This window comes from Stappia sediminis (genome assembly GCF_009826895.1).
Lineage (GTDB): Bacteria > Pseudomonadota > Alphaproteobacteria > Rhizobiales > Stappiaceae > Hongsoonwoonella > Hongsoonwoonella sediminis.
In genome coordinates this window covers 674,042-690,754 of the sequence record NZ_WUMV01000003.1, presented here as the reverse complement: position 1 = coordinate 690,754, position 16,713 = coordinate 674,042, and the positions used below count along the sequence as shown (strand labels likewise).

The 16,713-nt window shown below is 61.6% G+C and carries 14 protein-coding genes; 11 read left to right on the top strand and 3 right to left on the bottom strand.

Going from position 1 to position 16,713, the window contains the following annotated elements; genetic code table 11:
• Positions 1–11: 11 nt before the first annotated feature.
• Together serA and GR183_RS10085 are read right to left on the bottom strand one after the other, a co-directional pair.
• Positions 12–1,256: a phosphoglycerate dehydrogenase gene (serA, locus tag GR183_RS10090; RefSeq protein ID WP_160775451.1), complete on the bottom strand. Its 1,245-nt coding sequence runs from the start codon at positions 1,254–1,256 to the stop codon at positions 12–14.
• A gap of 138 nt (positions 1,257–1,394) precedes the next feature.
• A complete protein-coding gene (locus tag GR183_RS10085) occupies positions 1,395–1,760 on the bottom strand; it encodes an ArsC family reductase (RefSeq protein WP_160775450.1) in 366 nt (121 codons plus the stop codon).
• A 152-nt stretch (positions 1,761–1,912) separates the two neighbouring features.
• On the opposite strand from GR183_RS10085, the gene GR183_RS10080 reads away from it, so the two are divergent.
• From GR183_RS10080 to GR183_RS10035, 10 genes are all read left to right on the top strand, one after another.
• Positions 1,913–3,649, top strand: coding sequence for an adenylate/guanylate cyclase domain-containing protein (locus GR183_RS10080; RefSeq protein ID WP_160775449.1), 1,737 nt, complete (start codon positions 1,913–1,915; stop codon positions 3,647–3,649).
• 101 nt (positions 3,650–3,750) lie between these two features.
• Positions 3,751–4,911: an acetylornithine deacetylase gene (gene argE / locus GR183_RS10075; RefSeq protein WP_244313663.1), complete on the top strand. Its 1,161-nt coding sequence runs from the start codon at positions 3,751–3,753 to the stop codon at positions 4,909–4,911.
• 166 nt (positions 4,912–5,077) lie between these two features.
• Positions 5,078–6,661, top strand: coding sequence for an ABC transporter substrate-binding protein (locus GR183_RS10070; protein ID WP_160775447.1), 1,584 nt, complete (start codon positions 5,078–5,080; stop codon positions 6,659–6,661).
• A gap of 81 nt (positions 6,662–6,742) precedes the next feature.
• The gene (locus GR183_RS10065; RefSeq protein ID WP_160775446.1) at positions 6,743–7,720 is read left to right on the top strand and encodes an ABC transporter permease; all 978 of its coding nucleotides are present in this window, start codon (positions 6,743–6,745) and stop codon (positions 7,718–7,720) included.
• A gap of 12 nt (positions 7,721–7,732) precedes the next feature.
• Positions 7,733–8,677 (top strand): ABC transporter permease, encoded by a 945-nt coding sequence (locus tag GR183_RS10060; RefSeq protein ID WP_160775445.1) that lies wholly within the window; start codon positions 7,733–7,735, stop codon positions 8,675–8,677.
• A gap of 9 nt (positions 8,678–8,686) precedes the next feature.
• Positions 8,687–9,691 carry an ABC transporter ATP-binding protein gene (locus tag GR183_RS10055; RefSeq protein WP_160775444.1) on the top strand — a complete coding sequence of 335 codons (1,005 nt, stop codon included), beginning with the start codon at positions 8,687–8,689 and terminating at the stop codon, positions 9,689–9,691.
• On the top strand, positions 9,691–10,701 hold the full coding sequence (locus tag GR183_RS10050; protein WP_160775443.1) for an ABC transporter ATP-binding protein: 1,011 nt from the start codon (positions 9,691–9,693) through the stop codon (positions 10,699–10,701). Before GR183_RS10055 ends, GR183_RS10050 begins: the two co-directional genes overlap by 1 nt.
• A 279-nt stretch (positions 10,702–10,980) precedes the next feature.
• The gene (locus GR183_RS10045; protein WP_160775442.1) at positions 10,981–11,982 is read left to right on the top strand and encodes a DctP family TRAP transporter solute-binding subunit; all 1,002 of its coding nucleotides are present in this window, start codon (positions 10,981–10,983) and stop codon (positions 11,980–11,982) included.
• Between the two features lie 125 nt (positions 11,983–12,107).
• Positions 12,108–12,743 carry a TRAP transporter small permease gene (locus tag GR183_RS10040; RefSeq protein WP_160775441.1) on the top strand — a complete coding sequence of 212 codons (636 nt, stop codon included), beginning with the start codon at positions 12,108–12,110 and terminating at the stop codon, positions 12,741–12,743.
• A gap of 8 nt (positions 12,744–12,751) precedes the next feature.
• Positions 12,752–14,155, top strand: coding sequence for a TRAP transporter large permease (locus GR183_RS10035; protein ID WP_160775440.1), 1,404 nt, complete (start codon positions 12,752–12,754; stop codon positions 14,153–14,155).
• Positions 14,156–14,216: 61 nt separating this feature from the next.
• Here GR183_RS10035 and GR183_RS10030 read toward each other — a convergent pair whose 3' ends face one another.
• Entirely contained in the window at positions 14,217–15,323 is a 1,107-nt protein-coding gene (locus tag GR183_RS10030; protein WP_160775439.1) for a citrate synthase/methylcitrate synthase, read from the bottom strand.
• 83 nt (positions 15,324–15,406) lie between these two features.
• On the opposite strand from GR183_RS10030, the gene GR183_RS10025 reads away from it, so the two are divergent.
• Positions 15,407–16,582 (top strand): citrate/2-methylcitrate synthase, encoded by a 1,176-nt coding sequence (locus tag GR183_RS10025; RefSeq protein ID WP_160775438.1) that lies wholly within the window; start codon positions 15,407–15,409, stop codon positions 16,580–16,582.
• Positions 16,583–16,713: the final 131 nt, after the last annotated feature.

Here is a 16,713-nt window from a genome sequence, read left to right as displayed (position 1 = left end):
GCGCGCGGATATCAAACGCGATTAAGCAGCCTTGCGCGGATCGTGCCGGGTAGCTTTCGGATCGCCTCGAGTATTTCAACGGAATTCTCCACCTGGCCCTCGGCATCGAGGACGACATAGCCGATTTCTCCGGCGGTCTGGTAGAACTGTGCGGATATGTTGATCTCGTAGCTGGCAAACAGGTCGTTGAGCCGGCCAAGTTCACCGGGCGCGTTGTTCTGCACCTGGATGAAGCGGGTGTTTTCCGTACCCTTGGGCAATTGCACCTGCGGGAAGTTCACCGCTCCGACCGTCGAGCCGACGTCGGAATATTCGACGAGCTTGCGCGCCACCTCTTCGCCGATTCGCTCCTGCGCCTCTTCCGTCGACCCGCCGACATGGGGAGTGAGGATCACATTGTCCAGCCCGCGAAGCGCGCTCACGAATTCTTCGGAATTCGATTTCGGTTCGGACGGGAACACGTCCACCGCCGCTCCGGCGAGATGCCCATCCTGAAGCGCTCTTGCCAGTGCTTCCACGTCGAGGACGGAGCCGCGCGCGTTATTGATCAGGAATGCGCCCGGTTTCATGGCGCGGATTTGCGCCTCGCCGATCATGTCCTTCGTTTCCGGCGTCTGAGGCAGGTGAAGGGAAACGACGTCGGAGAGCGCGAGCAACCCGTTTAGCGACGACATCGGCTCCGCATTGCCATGGGTAAGCTTGTCCGTGCGATCGTAATAGAGAACGCGCATGCCCATCGCTTCGGCGATCACGGCAAGCTGCGAGCCGATGTTGCCGTAGCCGACGATGCCGAGCGTCTTGCCGCGTATCTCGCGGCTGCCGGCTGCGCTCTTCATCCAGCGGCCGGCGTGCGCGGCGCTCGATTTCGTGAATGTTCCGCGCATCAGCATGACGATTTCGGCGATCGTCAGTTCCGCGACGCTGCGCGTGTTCGAAAACGGCGCGTTGAAAACGGGAATGCCGAGCCTGGTCGCCTCGGGCAGCGCAACCTGATTGGTGCCGACGGAAAAACATCCGACGGCGACAAGCGTATTCGCCGCGTTCAGAACCTCCGGCGCAAGCTGCGTACGCGAGCGGATGCCCAGCATATGAACGCCTTTCAGCGCCTCGATCAGCGCATCCTTGTCGAGCGCGGTCGCCAGGTGCTCGACGTTCGCATAACCGTTATCGCTTAAAATTGCGCGCGCGGATGGCGAAATGCCCTCCAGCAACAGCCAGCGGATTTGGTTCTTCGGCCGGGAGAGCCCCTTGATCATTGCCACACCTTCTGGATGGCCGCCTGCGCTCCGCCCGCTGCGTTCGGGCCGATTACGATCCGGCGGTAATGAGAATTCGCCGGACTCTTACCGCCTTCCGCGGCGCAAAATCAACGGCGCCGCCAAACATCACGAGGATCAGCGCAATTCGCCCATTTCAAGCGCAAGTTCCCAGGACGTCTCGTCATAGCCGATAAAATTGCGCCTGGCCGCCTCGACGATAGGGCGCTTTATGATGGACGGATTCTCAAGCATCAGCGCGATCGCGGCGTCCGCATCCGTCGTCGCTTCCTTCACCTCGTCGTCGAGCTTGCGCCAGGTGGTACCGCGCGTGTTCAGCACCTTCTGCCAGCCGAATTCGCCGACGAAAGATTCAAGTTTTTCGCGGGTCACGCCCGCTTTCTTGTAGTCGTGAAAAGCGTAAGGCACACCCGCCGCATCCAGAAAGCGGCGTGCCTTTTTCACCGTATCGCAGTTGGCAATGCCGTAGACCGTAACCGTCATGTCCCCTCGCATGCGTTTGAAACAAGGCACTTGATGTCGTGTCGGCGACGGATTGTCCACGGTTTCGTGACGATGAGTTTAATCATCTGAAGGTAGATGGGGATGTAAGCAGCCTTATTTTAAAGGCTCAGGCCTCTACCGGGGGAATATCGATGCTGGCGAAGGTCGCGGCCAGACGACGGGAAAGAAAAGGTCCGGCAGGGTCCGGTTCGCTGGAGCAGCGCTTGCGCCTTGCAAGCGGTCTGGTCCTCGTTGCCTTCGTGCTTCTTCATTTCCTAAACCATGCGCTCGGCAACATTTCCTTCGGCGCCATGCAAGCCGGCCAGGATTTTCGCTACATGATCTGGCATTCGACCGCCGGCACGGGCCTGCTTTATGGCGCGCTGGCAATTCATGCCGGGCTCGCGCTCTGGAAAACGGCCAGGCGCGGCACGCTGATCATGCCGAAATGGGAAGCCCTGCAGCTTTTCCTTGGGCTTTCGATACCTTTCCTTCTTATCCGCCACATCATGAACACGCGCGGTGCGGAAGTCGCCTTCGCAACCTATGTGGACTACCGCCATGTACTGTCCGGATTGTGGCCGGACAATGCGCTGCTTCAATCGGTGCTGCTTCTCATCGTCTGGATCCACGGCATGATCGGGCTGCATTATTGGCTGCGGCTATACGACTGGTATCGTTCGTGGCAGCCGGCTTTTCTCGTGCTTGCGGGCGCGATACCCCTGCTCGCCCTGACCGGATGGATTTCTGCGGCAAGACGACTTCACCTCGTGGACGAGGACAAAAGCAACTTCAAACCGGGCGAACAAGAGGCGCTGGCCGAATTCGCAAGCGTTGCCAACGGCATCGTCTACGGCCTGATAGGGCTTTGCCTGGCTTTCATCGCCGGACGAAAACTCTGGAAACGCTATGGCGGGCGGATATCCATCGCCTTTGCCGGCGAGCGGGCGGTCAGATCTCCGCCGGGCCCCACGCTTCTGGAAATCGGCCGCATGAACCGGGTGCCGATGATGTCGGTCTGCGGCGGGCGCGGACGCTGTTCCACCTGCCGCACCATGATCCTTGAGGGTGGGGAAACCCTCGACCCGCCAAGTGCCGCCGAGCAGAGCGTGCTAAAGCGCATCCACGCCGGCGAGAACGTGCGCCTCGCCTGCCAGGTGAGACCCAGGGCGGACCTTCTCGTGCGTCCCCTGATTCTGCCCGGAAAGCCCCTGCCCGCAGCCGCATTCCACGACCGATACCGCTGGGGTGTGGAACGGCAGATCGGGGTCATGTTCATCGACATGCGCGGTTTCACGCGGCTGACCGAAAGCCGTCTCGCCTTCGACGTCGTTTTTATCCTCAACCGCTATATCGACGGCGTGGTCAAGGCGATCCGGGCGGACGGCGGCATGGTCGACAAGGTCATGGGTGACGGCGTCATGGCGCTATACGGCGTGAACACGAACTACCGGTCCGGATTGCGGCAGGCTTTATCAACCATCGTCAGGCTTGCGAAGGAAATCGAAGCGATCAACCAGGAACTCGAGGGTCATTTGGGCGAGCCGCTGAGGATAGGCATCGGCCTGCACGGCGGTCCTTCCATCCTCGGGCGGATCGGCCTTGACGGACGAGGCGGCGTCGAATCAGGCCTTACGGCGCTTGGCGACGTTGTGAACGTGGCAAGCCGGCTGGAAAACGCCACGAAGGACAATGAAGCGCTGGCGATCGTTTCCAATGAAGTCCTCGAAGCGGCAGGCATCGCCGCCGAAGAGATCGGTGAGGTTCGTGAATTGGCGGTACGCGGTCGCAGCGCTCCGCTGAAAGTCTTCGCCATTCATGATGTGGCCGGCCTTGAAACCTCGCTGGGTTCAGCCAGGCGCGAACGGTCGGGCGGATCCGCTGCATAATGCTTTTCCACAGTGATTGACGAGCGGCGCAATCCGGGCCAGCCTTACGTAAAATCCCTGCCATGGGTCATGGCACCCGCCTTCCTGCTTTGGAATACGACTTGGACGCCACGCGCTATTCGACAGAAGAAATGCTTGCCCGGCTCGTCGGCTTTCCGACGGTTTCGGACCGCAGCAATCTCGATCTCATCGACTTCGTTCGTGCCTATCTCGGCGGGTTCGGAATCGCGTCGGAGCTGACGTTCGACGAAACCGGCGAAAAGGCTAACCTCCACGCTGTTATTGGGCCGCGGGTCGATGGCGGCGTCGTGCTTTCCGGGCATACGGATGTCGTGCCCGTCGCAGGACAGAACTGGTCGGGCGATCCATTCGAACTCACGGAGCGCGACGGAAAGCTCTTCGGGCGCGGCACCGCGGACATGAAGAGCTTCGCCGCGATCGCGCTTTCGCATGTTCCCCGGATGATGGCCGCGAACCTGAAGCGGCCGATCCACATCGCGCTTTCCTATGATGAGGAAACCGGCTGCCTCGGTGCACCGCGCATGATCGAGGCGATGATGCGCGAGGGGCCACGCCCGGCGGCCGTCATCGTCGGCGAGCCCACGTCGATGAAGGTGGTCGATTCGCACAAGGGCACGATGCTCCTGCGCACGACGGTCACCGGAAAGTCCGTGCATTCCAGCCAGTTGAACCGGGGCGTGTCGGCGATCACGGCCGCTGCGCGCATCGTTGCATGGCTTGACGGGCGCACGCGAGCCAACATCGCGGAAACGCCGAAGGACTCGCCCTTCGATCCGCCTTATACGACGCTGCATTGCGGCGTGCTCGAAGGCGGTACCGCGCATAATATCGTGGCCAGGAGCGCGTGGTTCTACACAGACGTACGCTCGTTGCCGCATGAGTCCCAGGACGAGTGGCAAGAGCGGTATGAAACCTTCGTGCGCAGCGAGATCGAACCTGAGATGAAGGCCCGCGCGGCGGAAGCGGAAATCAGGATCGAACGCGTATCCGCGGTGCCCGGCCTGCAGCCCGAGGAAAACGGCGCCGCGGAGGAGCTTGCGCGCCGCCTGACCGGTGACAATTCCCGCAACGTCGTCGTCTATGGCACCGAAGCGGGCCAGTTCCAGGCAGCCGGGCTTTCCACCATCGTCTGCGGCCCGGGGTCGATCGATCAGGCACACCAGCCAGACGAATTTATCGAAAAAGCGCAACTGCTTGCCGGCGAAGCGTTCATTCGCCGTCTCATCGGCGAGTTGACATAATAGTGGGCAAGCAAGCGCTTTACGCAGGCTGACCGGCCTGTTTACAGTTCATCCAGCGGATCGGCGCAATCAAGAGCAAAAGCCAAAGCGACCGATCGGCCAACCCACCACAGGATAGAGGCCCAAAAAGGCCCGATGTCCATTCCACGAGGGGAGTAGAGGGGAAATGAAAAGACTGAAACCGTTTGCGGCTGCCGCCGTAATTGCCGCGTTGACGAGCGGTGGCGCGTCTGCCGCGGAGCTCAACTATGCCTTCCAGGGCACGCTCAACGCGCTCGATCCCTACAGCCTGAACGAAACCTTCACGCTCGGCTCGCTCGGCAACACCTACGAAGGGCTGACCCGGCGCGGGCCGGACCTCGCGATCCAGCCGGCACTGGCCGAGAGCTGGGAAGTCGTCGAGCCTAACCGCTGGCGCTTCCATCTGCGCAAGGGCGTGAAATTCCATAACGGGAACGACTTCACGGCCGAGGATGTAGCCTTTTCCGCCGACCGCGTTCGCGCGGAGGGTTCGGATCTGACCACGCGCATCGGCCCCGACGTCAAGGTCGAGATCGTCGACGAATATACCGTCGATTTCGTTCTTCCCGGCCCAAATCCGATCCTGCACTACGAGTGGGATACCTGGTACATCATGGACAAGGAGTGGACCGAGGCGAACAGCGCCGTCAAGGTCACCTCCGCCTCCGACACCAACCCGAATTATGCCGCCCTTCATGCGAACGGTACGGGCCCGTTCAAGATCGAAAGCCACGAAGCTGGCGTGCGTACGGTCTACACGAAGAACGACGGTTGGTGGGACAAGGCCGAGCACAACCTCGACCGGGTCGTCTTCACGCCGATCTCGTCGGACGCGACGCGCATCGCAGCGCTTCTTTCGGGCGAGCTGGACATGGTCTATCCGGTGCCCGTGCAGGACATCAAGCGCGTGAACGACAACAGCGGCACCCGCGCGCTCACGGGTCCCGAGCTTCGCACGATCTTCCTTGGGATGGACCAGAAGCGCGATGAGCTTCTTTATTCCGACGTGAAGGGCAAAAATCCCTTCAAGGACATTCGCGTGCGCAAGGCGTTCTATCAGGCTATCGACATCGAGGCGATCAAGGACAAGGTCATGCGCGGCCTGTCGACGCCCTCGGCACTGATGATCTCGCCGCTTCTGTTCTCCCGCTCCGACGAGTTCGAGCGTTTCCCCTACGACCCGGAGGCCGCGAAGGCGCTCCTGGCGGAGGCGGGATATCCGGACGGGTTCTCGGTCGGCATGGACTGCCCGAACGACCGTTACGTAAACGACGAATCGATCTGTCAGACGGTCGCCGCCTTCCTCGCGCGCATCGGCGTGAAGGTTGACCTGAACGCCCAGCCCAAGGCGAAATATTTCGCCAAGGTGCTGGCGTCGGGCGGCTATGACACCTCGTTCTACCTGCTTGGCTGGACTCCCGGCTCCTTCGACAGCTGGAACGTGCTGACCAATCTGCACGGCTGCCGCGACGATTCCGGGGCAGGCGGACCGTTCAACCTCGGTGGCTACTGCAACCCGAAGGTGGACGAGCTTTCCGCACAGATCCTTTCGGAAAACGATCCGGAAAAGCGCGATCAGCTGATCTACGACGCCTTCAAGATGACGACAGAGGAAGTGTCGCACATTCCGCTGCATCAGCAGGGGCTTGCCTGGGGCGTTTCGGACAAGCTCGAACTCGTCCAGCGTGCGGACAATCAGTTCCACTTCCGCTGGGTGACCAAGAAGTAGGATCCTGATTGCGGACCTTCGGCCCGGCGGCAATACCTTGCCGCCGGGCTTGATTTCAGAAATTCTTCCGATCGAGGCAATATGCTCGCCTTCAGTATCCGCCGCCTGTTTCAGGCGCTTTTGGTCATGATCGTGGTGGCGTTGATAGCCTTCACCCTGTTCCGCTTCGTCGGCGATCCCGTCAACCAGATGGTCGGCGTGGAAACGACGCCGGAACAGCGCGAAGCGCTCCGCGAACGGCTTGGCCTGAATGATCCCGTCATCATCCAGTTCGCACGCTTCATCCTCAATGCGGCGCAGTTCAATTTCGGAACGTCCTACCAGTTCAAACAGCCCGTCGCGGAGATGATCGGCAAGCGACTGCCGGCGACACTCGAACTCTCCATCGTCTCGGCGATCCTTGCCGTCCTCGTCGGCATTCCAATGGGCGTCTACACCGGACTCAATCGCGATGGCGTCCTGTCCAAATTCCTGCTTTCGGCCTCGCTCATCGGGATATCGCTGCCGACTTTCTTCATCGGCATTCTGCTCATCTTCATTTTTTCCGTGAACCTGCAATGGCTGCCCAGTTTCGGGCGCGGCGAGGTGGTGCAGATCGGCTGGTGGTCGACCGGGCTTTTGACATGGAGCGGCATAAAGGCGCTCATCCTGCCCGCAATCACGCTGGGCCTGTTCCAGATGACGCTGATCATGCGCCTTGTGCGCGCCGAAATGCTTGAGGTAATTCGCACCGACTACATCAAGTTCGCGCGTGCCCGCGGTCTGCCGAACCGTGCGGTGAACTATCGTCATGCGCTCAAGAACACGCTCGTCCCCGTGATCACCATCACCGGCCTGCAACTTGGCACCATCATCGCCTTCGCGATCATTACCGAGACCGTCTTCCAGTGGCCGGGCATGGGCCTCTTGTTCCTGCAATCGGTGCAGAATGTCGATATTCCGATCATGGCGGCCTACCTGATGCTGATCGCCTTCCTGTTCGTGCTGATCAATTTCGTGGTCGACCTTCTCTACTTCTATGTCGACCCGCGGCTGCGCGCCGAACGCGCGATCAAATAGGGGCTCAAAGACATGTCCGACGAACCCCTTAAACAGGATGCACCGCGCGGAGCGCTCAAGCGTGCGCTCGACAGCGATATCCTTCATTCCTTCCTGCGATCCAAGATCACCGTGATCGCGGCCGTGATTACCGCGCTCTATTTCATCGGAGCGCTCTTCGCGCCGTGGATCGCGCCGCATGACCCCTTCGATCTGGCCGGTATATCGATCCTGGATGCCCGCGTGCCACCGCTTTGGATGGATGGCAGCGACCCGCGGTTTCTTCTCGGAACCGACGATCAGGGCCGCGACGTCTTTTCGGCGATCCTCTACGGGTCGCGCATTTCGCTTGCCGTCGGCTTTCTGTCGGTCATTCTCGCGGCCATCGTCGGCGTTCTGCTCGGCCTTGTTGCCGGTTACGTGGGCGGCAGGACGGATGCCATCATCATGCGCATCGCCGAGGTGCAGCTCACCTTCCCGGCGATCCTTATCGCGCTTTTGATCGATGGTGCGGCGCGCGGGGTATTCGGCAATCTCGACCGCGAGAAATACGTCTTCTGGATCCTCGTCTTCTCCATCGCCCTGTCCTTGTGGGTGCAATACGCGCGTACCGTGCGCGGCTCCACGCTGGTTGAAAAGAACAAGGAATACGTTCAGGCCGCGCGCCTGATCGGCATTCCTCCGTTCCTGATCATGATCCGCCACGTGCTGCCCAACGTGATCGGCCCCGTGCTGGTGATCGCGACGATCAACCTTGCGATCGCCATCGTGACCGAAGCGACGCTTTCCTTCCTCGGGGTCGGCGTGCCGCCAACTCAGCCTTCGCTCGGAACGCTCATCCGCATCGGCAACGACTTCCTGTTTTCCGGCGAATGGTGGATCGCGATTTTCCCGGGCGTCGCGCTCGCGCTTCTCGTGCTCGCGGTGAACCTGCTCGGCGACTGGCTGCGCGACGCGCTCAACCCGAAGCTTCGATAGGAGAGCGAAATGACCGAAACACCTCTCCTTTCCGTACGCGATCTCAAGGTGGAATTTCCCACGCGCCGTGCCACGCTGACCGCCATCGACGGCGTCTCCTTCGACCTGAAAAAGGGCGAGGTGCTCGGCGTCGTCGGAGAATCCGGCGCCGGCAAGTCGATCACCGGTTCGGCGATCATCGGCCTTCTGGAACCGCCTGGCCGTATTGCGGGTGGCGAAATCCGCCTGAAGGGCGAGCGGATCGACAATCTGTCCCAGGCAGCCATGCGCAAGGTGCGCGGAAAGCGCATCGGCATGATCTTCCAGGATCCACTGACGAGCCTCAATCCGCTCTTCACGATCGGCGAGCAGATCACCGAGACGATCATGACGCATCTGCCGGTCTCGGAAGCGGAGGCGCGCAAACGTGCGATCGGCCTGCTCGAAGAGGTCGGCATTCCCGCGGCGGGCGACCGGCTGGACGCCTATCCGCATCAGTTTTCGGGCGGCATGCGCCAGCGCGTCGTCATCGCGCTTGCCCTTTGCGCGGAGCCGGAACTCGTCATTGCCGACGAACCGACGACGGCGCTGGATGTTTCGGTGCAAGCGCAGATCATCGGATTGCTCAAGCGCATCTGCAACGACCACGGCGCGTCCGTCATGCTGATCACCCACGATATGGGCGTGATCGCGGAGACATGCGACCGTGTTGCGGTCATGTATTCGGGCCGTGTTGCGGAAATCGGGCCGGTTCGCGATGTGGTGAAAAGCCCGCACCATCCTTATACCGTCGGCCTGATGGGGGCCATCCCCACGCTCATTGGCGAACATGACCGCCTCACCCAGATCCCCGGCTCCATGCCGCGGCTCGACGCTATCCCGAAGGGCTGTCCGTTCAACCCGCGCTGCGCCCATGTCTTCGACCGGTGCCGCGCGGAGCGCCCCGATCCTATCGATGTCGGCGCAAGCCGCGTTGCCTGCTGGCTGGTGGAGGAAGGGCGAAACGGCCACGCGAACGAAGTGGAGCAAGCCTGATGGGCGTTGACGAATTGGACCGGCAGACGGTCAGGGTTTCCGGGCTTTCGCGCACCTTCGACGTTTCCAAACCCTGGTTGAACCGCGTTATCGAGCGTTCGCCCAAGGCGTTCCTGAAGGCTGCCCAGGACATTACCTTCTCGATCTCCCGGGGTGAGACTTTCGCGCTTGTCGGCGAATCCGGCTCCGGCAAGTCGACGGTTGCGAAGATGGTCGTCGGCCTGCTCGAGGCATCCGCCGGCGAGATTACGGTCGACGGCGTCGACATGCGCGGCTCGCAAAGCGGAAAGGCGATGCGGGATCTGCGCCGGCGCATGCAGATGATCTTCCAGGACCCTTACGCGAGCCTCAATCCGCGTTGGAGGGTGGATCGGATCATCGCCGAACCGATCCGCGCATTCGGGCTGGAAAACGACAAGAAAGCGATTTCGAAGCGCGTCGGCGAGTTGCTTGAACTCGTGCGCCTCGATCCGCGCGACGGTGCGAAATATCCGCATGAATTCTCCGGCGGCCAGCGCCAACGCATCTGTATCGCCCGCGCGCTCGCCTCGAAGCCAGAATTTCTCGTCTGCGACGAACCGACCTCCGCGCTGGACGTTTCCGTCCAGGCTCAGATCCTGAACCTCATGAAGGATCTGCAGGACGAATTCGGCCTCACCTACCTCTTCATCAGCCATGACCTCGCCGTCGTGCGGCACATGGCGAAGCGTATCGGCGTCATGTACCTCGGCCGACTCGTTGAAGTCGCCGACGGAAAGGAACTCTTCCGAAATCCGCGCCACCCCTATACGCGAATGCTTCTGGAGGCCATCCCGGATCTCGAGATGTCCGGGCGTCCGCGCAAGGCGGTTGAAGGAGAAATCCCGAACCCGATCACCCCGCCTCCAGGCTGCGCCTTCCATCCGCGCTGCCCCCTCGCCAACGAGCGCTGCAAGCGCGAACTGCCGCTCTTCATGGGCGCCGGGGAAACGGGCGTCGCCTGCCACGCGGTCGAGGAAGGCCGGGCATAGCCGCAAGGTGGCGGCGGGCTTCGGCTTTACAAAACGTTACCTCAAGCACCCATCGGAATGCCTGCATGTGTCGATTTCGACACATGCAGCGCCTCCCATGCTGCCAGCAAAAGGCAGATTTGCCGTATTTTTCGCCATGATGCATTCTGGCACGGCAGTTGCTAACGTTTCGGCACGGCTGAATTCCTTCAGCCCTTCGGAGCGTCTCCCATCGACCGTCCGGCCTGTTTGCGGACCGTGGGCGCTTCGAACTTGCAGAAAATGTCTGGGAGGACATCCATGAATAAGTTCGTCGTGGCCGCAGCAGCGGCCGTCTCGTTTGCCTTTGCCGCTCCGGCCGTTGCCAGCGAAGGCTGCGACGACGGCGAAATGGTCATCAAGTTCAGCCACGTCGTGGCGGCGACCGGCCACCCGAAGGGCGATGCGGCAACCATGCTCGCCGAGCGCGTCAACAAGGAGATGGATGGCAAGGCCTGCATGCAGGTTTTCCCGAATTCTCAGCTGTTCGACGACGACAAGGTGATGGAAGCCCTGCTTCTCGGCGACGTGCAGCTTGCTGCGCCGTCCCTTTCGAAGTTCGAGGCCTACACCCTCAAGTATCGTCTTTTCGATCTGCCGTTCCTGTTCCAGGACCTGAACGCCGTCGGCAACTTCACCGATTCCGACGCCGGCAAGGGCCTCTTGGACGTCATGCAGGATGTCGGCTACCAGGGTCTCGGCTACTGGCTTTCCGGCCTCAAGCAGTTTTCGGCCAACAAGCCGTTGATCGAGCCTTCCGACGCCAACGGCCTCAAGTTCCGTGTGCAGACCTCCGACGTGGCGGTCGCCATGATCGAGGCGATCGGCGGCAACGCCCAGAAGCTCGCCTTCAAGGAAGTCTACGGCGCGCTGCAGACCGGCGTTGTCGACGGACAGGAAAACACCTGGTCGAACATCTACACCCAGAAGTTCTTCGAGGTTCAGGACGGCATCACCGAGACCAACCACCAGGTGCTCGCCTATCTGCTCGTGACCTCGACCGAATGGCTCGACAGCCTTGATGACGAGACGCGCACGCAGTTCCTGACCATCGTCGACGAGGTGACGAAGGCCGGTAACGACGCGGTGGCCAAGAAGGAAGCCGGCAACCGCGAGAAGATCATCGAGGCCGGTTCCGTTGTCCGCGAGCTCACGCCCGAACAGCGTGCCAAATGGGTTGAGGCGATGAAGCCGGTCTGGACCCAGTTCGAAGGCGACATCGGAAAGGATCTGATCGACGCCGCTGCCGGCTCCAACAGCTGAGCGGTTTCCAACCGAACGACGACTGACCAAGAAAGGCCCCGTATGAGACGGGGCCTTTCGCAAACGTCGCGGATGCGCTTCACTGGCAATGGATGCCGGTTTTCGGTCCGCACGGGGGGAAACGCATGCAAAGGGTGGACAACTGGGTCACCCGCTTCGAGGAGACGTTCCTGGCGCTCCTCCTGGCGGCGATGACGATCATTTCCTTCACTCAGGTGGTGGCCCGATACGGCTTCAACACGGGCTGGGGCGGCGCGCTGGAACTTACCCGCATCCTCTTCGCCTGGCTGATCCTTTTCGGCATGAGCTACGGCGTGAAGATCGGTTCGCATCTCGGTGTCGATGCCTTCATCCGCCTCCTGCCGCAAAAGGCATTCCGCGTCGTTGCCGTTTTCGGCGCATTCTGCGGCGTACTGTACGCTCTCATCCTGCTCTACGCCGGATGGCTCAGCTGGCTTGGCATCGATGTCAATACGAGCTTTCGCCAGACCGGCGCGCTCGGCTACTGGCACTTCATGTTTCAGCGCGGCTTCGGCCTCGATGACTTGCGCTATCCCGAGCTCATCCAGGAAATCTTCGGCACGCAGGATCGCGTTCAGCGCTGGATCGCCTACATCATGCTGCCGATCGGCCTTGCGCTTTTCGGCTTCCGCTGCCTGCAGGCGATGATCGCCATCATCAAGGGCGAGCGGGAGACGATGATCGCCGCGCATGAGGCCGAAGAGCTCGTCGCAGAACACAAAGACGAATTGAAGGACTGAGAAGACCCATGGAAGCCGCAGTCCTTTTCATCCTCGTGCTCGGGCTTTTGTTCCTGGGCGTCCCGATCGCCATTTCGCTTGGCCTGTCGAGCATTCTGGCGATAGCGCTTTTCTCGCAGGACAGCATGTCCTCCGTCGCGCTGCAACTCTTCACCGCCTCGCAGAACTATACTCTGCTCGCGATCCCCTTCTTCATCCTTGCGTCCGCCTTCATGTCGACGGGCGGCGTTGCGCGGCGCATCATCCGCTTCGCGATCTCGACCGTCGGTCACCTGCGCGGCGGCCTTGCCATCGCGGCCGTTTTTTCCTGCATGCTTTTCGCCGCCCTTTCCGGCTCATCGCCGGCGACGGTGGTTGCCATCGGCACGATCGCCATCGCCGGAATGCGCCAGGTCGGCTACACGAAGGAGTTCGCCGCCGGCGTCATCGCCAATGCCGGCACGCTCGGCATCCTCATCCCGCCGTCGATCGTGATGGTCGTCTATTCGGCGGCGACCGACGTGTCGGTCGGGCGCATGTTCCTGGCAGGCGTGATTCCGGGCATCGTCGCGGGCCTTATGCTGATGGTCGCGATCTACATAAACGCCCGCATGCGCAACATGCCCAAGCAGCCTTTCGCCGGTGCCTCCGAAATCGCCACTGCGGCGCGCGAGGCAGGCTGGGGGCTGTTCCTCATCATCATCATTCTCGGCGGCATCTACGGCGGCGTCTTCACGCCGACGGAGGCCGCCGCCGTTGCAGCCGTTTACGCCTTCTTCATCGCAATCTTCATTTATCGCGACATGGGGCCGCTCAAGGGCGTGCCATGGCGTCAACCGGGCGAAGGTTTCGGCCAGAGCCTTGTCCGCAATCTCGCCCTGATCGCGTGGAAGTTCCTGCCCGGCTGCTTCCACGCCGACACGAAGAAGGTGCTGGTCGAAAGCTCCAAGACGACGATCATGCTGATGTTCATCATCGTCAACGCGCTGCTTTTCGCCCATGTGCTGACATCGGAACGCATTCCGCAGGCCATCACGGACTGGATGGTCGGGGCCGGCTTCAACTGGTTCACCTTCCTCATCGCGGTCAACCTGCTGCTCCTGCTCGGCGGGCAGTTCATGGAGCCGTCGGGGCTTCTCCTCATCGTCGCCCCGGTCGTCTTCCCGATCGCCATCGAGCTTGGCGTCGATCCGGTCCACCTCGGCATCGTCATGGTCGTCAACATGGAAATCGGCATGATAACGCCGCCGATCGGGCTGAACCTCTTCGTGACTTCCGGCATCACGGGCATGAGCCTGGTTCAGGTCGTGAAGGCGGCACTTCCCTTCGTCGCGATCCTGTTCCTGTTCCTGATACTCGTGACCTATCTGCCGTTCCTGTCCACATCGCTGCCTTACGCCTTGATGGGTCCGGAAATCATCACGAACCGATAAAATAACAATAATTACAATCACCAGACTGCCGGCGTCAGCCTCTGACGCCGGCATTTTCGTTTCATGCGGCCTTTGGCACGTAGCGCGACATCGGCCGGATCAGCTTGCCGGTTGCGCGCTGCTCCAGCACATGCGCGCACCAGCCGACCGTCCGCCCGACCGCAAAAAGCGGCGTGAACAGTTCCCGGTCGATACTCACGGCATCGAGAAGGACGGCCGTATAGAACTCGACGTTCGTCTGGAGTTTCCTTTCCGGGCGATGCCGGGCAAGTGCGGCCAGCGCCGCCGCTTCTATTTTTTCCGCTTTTCGCAGGTTTTCCGAGGTGCCGCGCAACGGGGCAAGGCCCTCCCGCAGCACATCCGCACGCGGATCCCGTGCCCTGTAGATTCGGTGGCCGAAGCCCATCAGCCGGCGTCCTGCAGCCAGTTCCCCGGCAATCCAGCGATCGACGTTTTCCGGCTCGCCGATCGCGTCCAGCATATCAAGCACCGGACCAGGGGCACCGCCGTGCAGCGGACCTTTCAACGCCCCGAAAGCGCCGATAACGCTCGACCTCATGTCTGATCCTGTGGAAGCAATGACCCTCGCCGTGAAGGTCGACGCATTGAGGCCGTGGTCAAGGATCGTCACCAGATAGCGGTCAGCCGCGGCGACCTTGTCCGCAGACGGTATTTTACCCGTAAGGAGGCGGAGCATGTCTTCAGCCGAAGAAAGCGTAGGATCGGGAGCGGAAACCTGCCTGCCCGCCGCAATAGCGCTCGCCGCGGCGAAAAGGTAAGGCAATGCGCCGGAGATCGTCACCGCTTCGTCGCAACCGCAGTCTAGCGGCAAGGCTTCGAGGCCAAGCCGCATCAGTTCATAGGCGGATAGTCCTGCCGGAGACGATTGCATCGTCGCAACGGCCTGCGTCGCCGCCTGTCTTGCTTGCGAGAAAAGTTCGGGAAGCCGTATGAGATATTCATCAGGCACGAAGCCTTGCCACAGTAGGGCGGCCGCTTCTTCGAAAGTCATATGACCTGCGATCTCCTCGATCGGCCTGCCGCGCAACGTCAGCCTCCCCCCTTCGCCATCGACGTCGCTCAGTACCGTCTCGGCGGCGATGATCCCTTCAAGTCCCGGGGCATAGAGGGGCAGTTCGTTCCCGCCGGATTTGAAAACTTCGGTCATGGCTTTCCCTTCCCGTTTCGTTTCATTGCGGAAAAATCGGGAAGAGTGTTGATATCGTCAATATTGATAAATACAATCAATGCATGTCGTCACCGATCTACCTTTCCGCCCGCGAGGCCGCGACCGAACTCGGCGTTCGCCCGGCCACACTTTATGCCTACGTCAGCCGCGGCCTCATACGTTCCATCCCCGGCCCCGGCCGGCAGCGCCGCTATCACGCGGAGGACGTCAGGGCGCTGCGCGACAGGCGCGACACCGGCGATACCGCGGCTGAAAAACCCGTCATGCCCGGCCCGACCCTTGAAACGCAGCTTACGCTGATCGCCGATGACGGCCCGATTTATCGCGGCCAGCCGGCGGTGCAGCTTGCCCGCTCTTCCAGCCTTGAATCCGTCGCCACACTGCTTTGGGGTTGCACGGACGATCCCTTCGTAAACCCGCCGCCGGCCGCGTCCGAACTGCCTTTGCCGGATCTTCGTCCGATAGAACGCGTAATGATCGCCTTCGCCGCTTGGCCGTCGGTGGATCGCGCCGCCTATACGCTCTCGCACCGCCTGCTGACCGCCAAGGGGGCCGCGCTGCTGCGCTGCGGCGTTGCCGCTCTCACTGGCGGCGCGCTGGCCTCGGCGCCGGCGCATCTGCAGATCGCGGACGCGTGGGGCATCCGGCGCAGCGCATCCATCGACCTTCTTCGCGCGGCCCTCGTTCTGTCCGCGGACCATGAATTCAACACCAGCGCATTTGCGGTCCGCTGTGCGGCCTCCACGCGCGCTCCGCTGCATGCGGCTCTCATAGCCGGTCTTGGCGCTTTTTCCGGGCCGCGTCACGGTTCCGCGTCCGAGCGAGTGGGGGGCTGGCTCGATGCGATCCAGTCCGCATCCGACATTGAGCCTGCGATGCAGGAACGCCTCATACGCGGCGAGGCGCTGCCGGGTTTCGGCAACCGGATCTATCCGCTGAAGGACCCCCGCGCCGCCTGCCTGATCGACATGATCGGGGAAGCCGATATCGACCACCCGCTGGCGCGTCTCCTGCCGCAGGTTCTGGAAACGGCCGATGCGCTTTTCGGCCACGGCCCGAATATCGATTTCGCCTTCGCGGTTATCCAGCGCATTCTTTCACTTCCCGACCATGCCGGTGTTTCGATCTTCTGCGCAGGGCGCCTCGTCGGCTGGATCGCCCATGCGCTTGAACAATACCAGCGGCCGGACCAGATACGCCCCCGTGCCATCTATACCGGCGAGCGCCCGCGCAATTGACGGGCTTTCGCGCTCTTCGCTCGAAGTTCGCCTCGCTTTTGCTTCAAGCCGGCGCTAAACGATCTTCGATCAGCCTTGACCTTCCAGTGACTGGAAGACCTACCAAGCACCGAAATGGTGTTGTTGGAGAT

What these genes read in the sequence shown, in the direction of transcription:
- GR183_RS10045 (WP_160775442.1), top strand. Translation starts at nt 10,981, where the DNA reads ATGAATAAGTTCGTCGTGGCCGCAGCAGCGGCCGTCTCGTTTGCCTTT.
- GR183_RS10035 (WP_160775440.1), top strand. Translation starts at nt 12,752, where the DNA reads ATGGAAGCCGCAGTCCTTTTCATCCTCGTGCTCGGGCTTTTGTTCCTG.
- serA (WP_160775451.1), bottom strand. Translation starts at nt 1,256, where the DNA reads ATGATCAAGGGGCTCTCCCGGCCGAAGAACCAAATCCGCTGGCTGTTG.
- GR183_RS10055 (WP_160775444.1), top strand. Translation starts at nt 8,687, where the DNA reads ATGACCGAAACACCTCTCCTTTCCGTACGCGATCTCAAGGTGGAATTT.
- GR183_RS10065 (WP_160775446.1), top strand. Translation starts at nt 6,743, where the DNA reads ATGCTCGCCTTCAGTATCCGCCGCCTGTTTCAGGCGCTTTTGGTCATG.
- GR183_RS10030 (WP_160775439.1), bottom strand. Translation starts at nt 15,323, where the DNA reads ATGACCGAAGTTTTCAAATCCGGCGGGAACGAACTGCCCCTCTATGCC.
- GR183_RS10025 (WP_160775438.1), top strand. Translation starts at nt 15,407, where the DNA reads ATGTCGTCACCGATCTACCTTTCCGCCCGCGAGGCCGCGACCGAACTC.
- GR183_RS10040 (WP_160775441.1), top strand. Translation starts at nt 12,108, where the DNA reads ATGCAAAGGGTGGACAACTGGGTCACCCGCTTCGAGGAGACGTTCCTG.
- GR183_RS10085 (WP_160775450.1), bottom strand. Translation starts at nt 1,760, where the DNA reads ATGACGGTTACGGTCTACGGCATTGCCAACTGCGATACGGTGAAAAAG.
- GR183_RS10070 (WP_160775447.1), top strand. Translation starts at nt 5,078, where the DNA reads ATGAAAAGACTGAAACCGTTTGCGGCTGCCGCCGTAATTGCCGCGTTG.
- GR183_RS10050 (WP_160775443.1), top strand. Translation starts at nt 9,691, where the DNA reads ATGGGCGTTGACGAATTGGACCGGCAGACGGTCAGGGTTTCCGGGCTT.
- GR183_RS10080 (WP_160775449.1), top strand. Translation starts at nt 1,913, where the DNA reads ATGCTGGCGAAGGTCGCGGCCAGACGACGGGAAAGAAAAGGTCCGGCA.
- GR183_RS10060 (WP_160775445.1), top strand. Translation starts at nt 7,733, where the DNA reads ATGTCCGACGAACCCCTTAAACAGGATGCACCGCGCGGAGCGCTCAAG.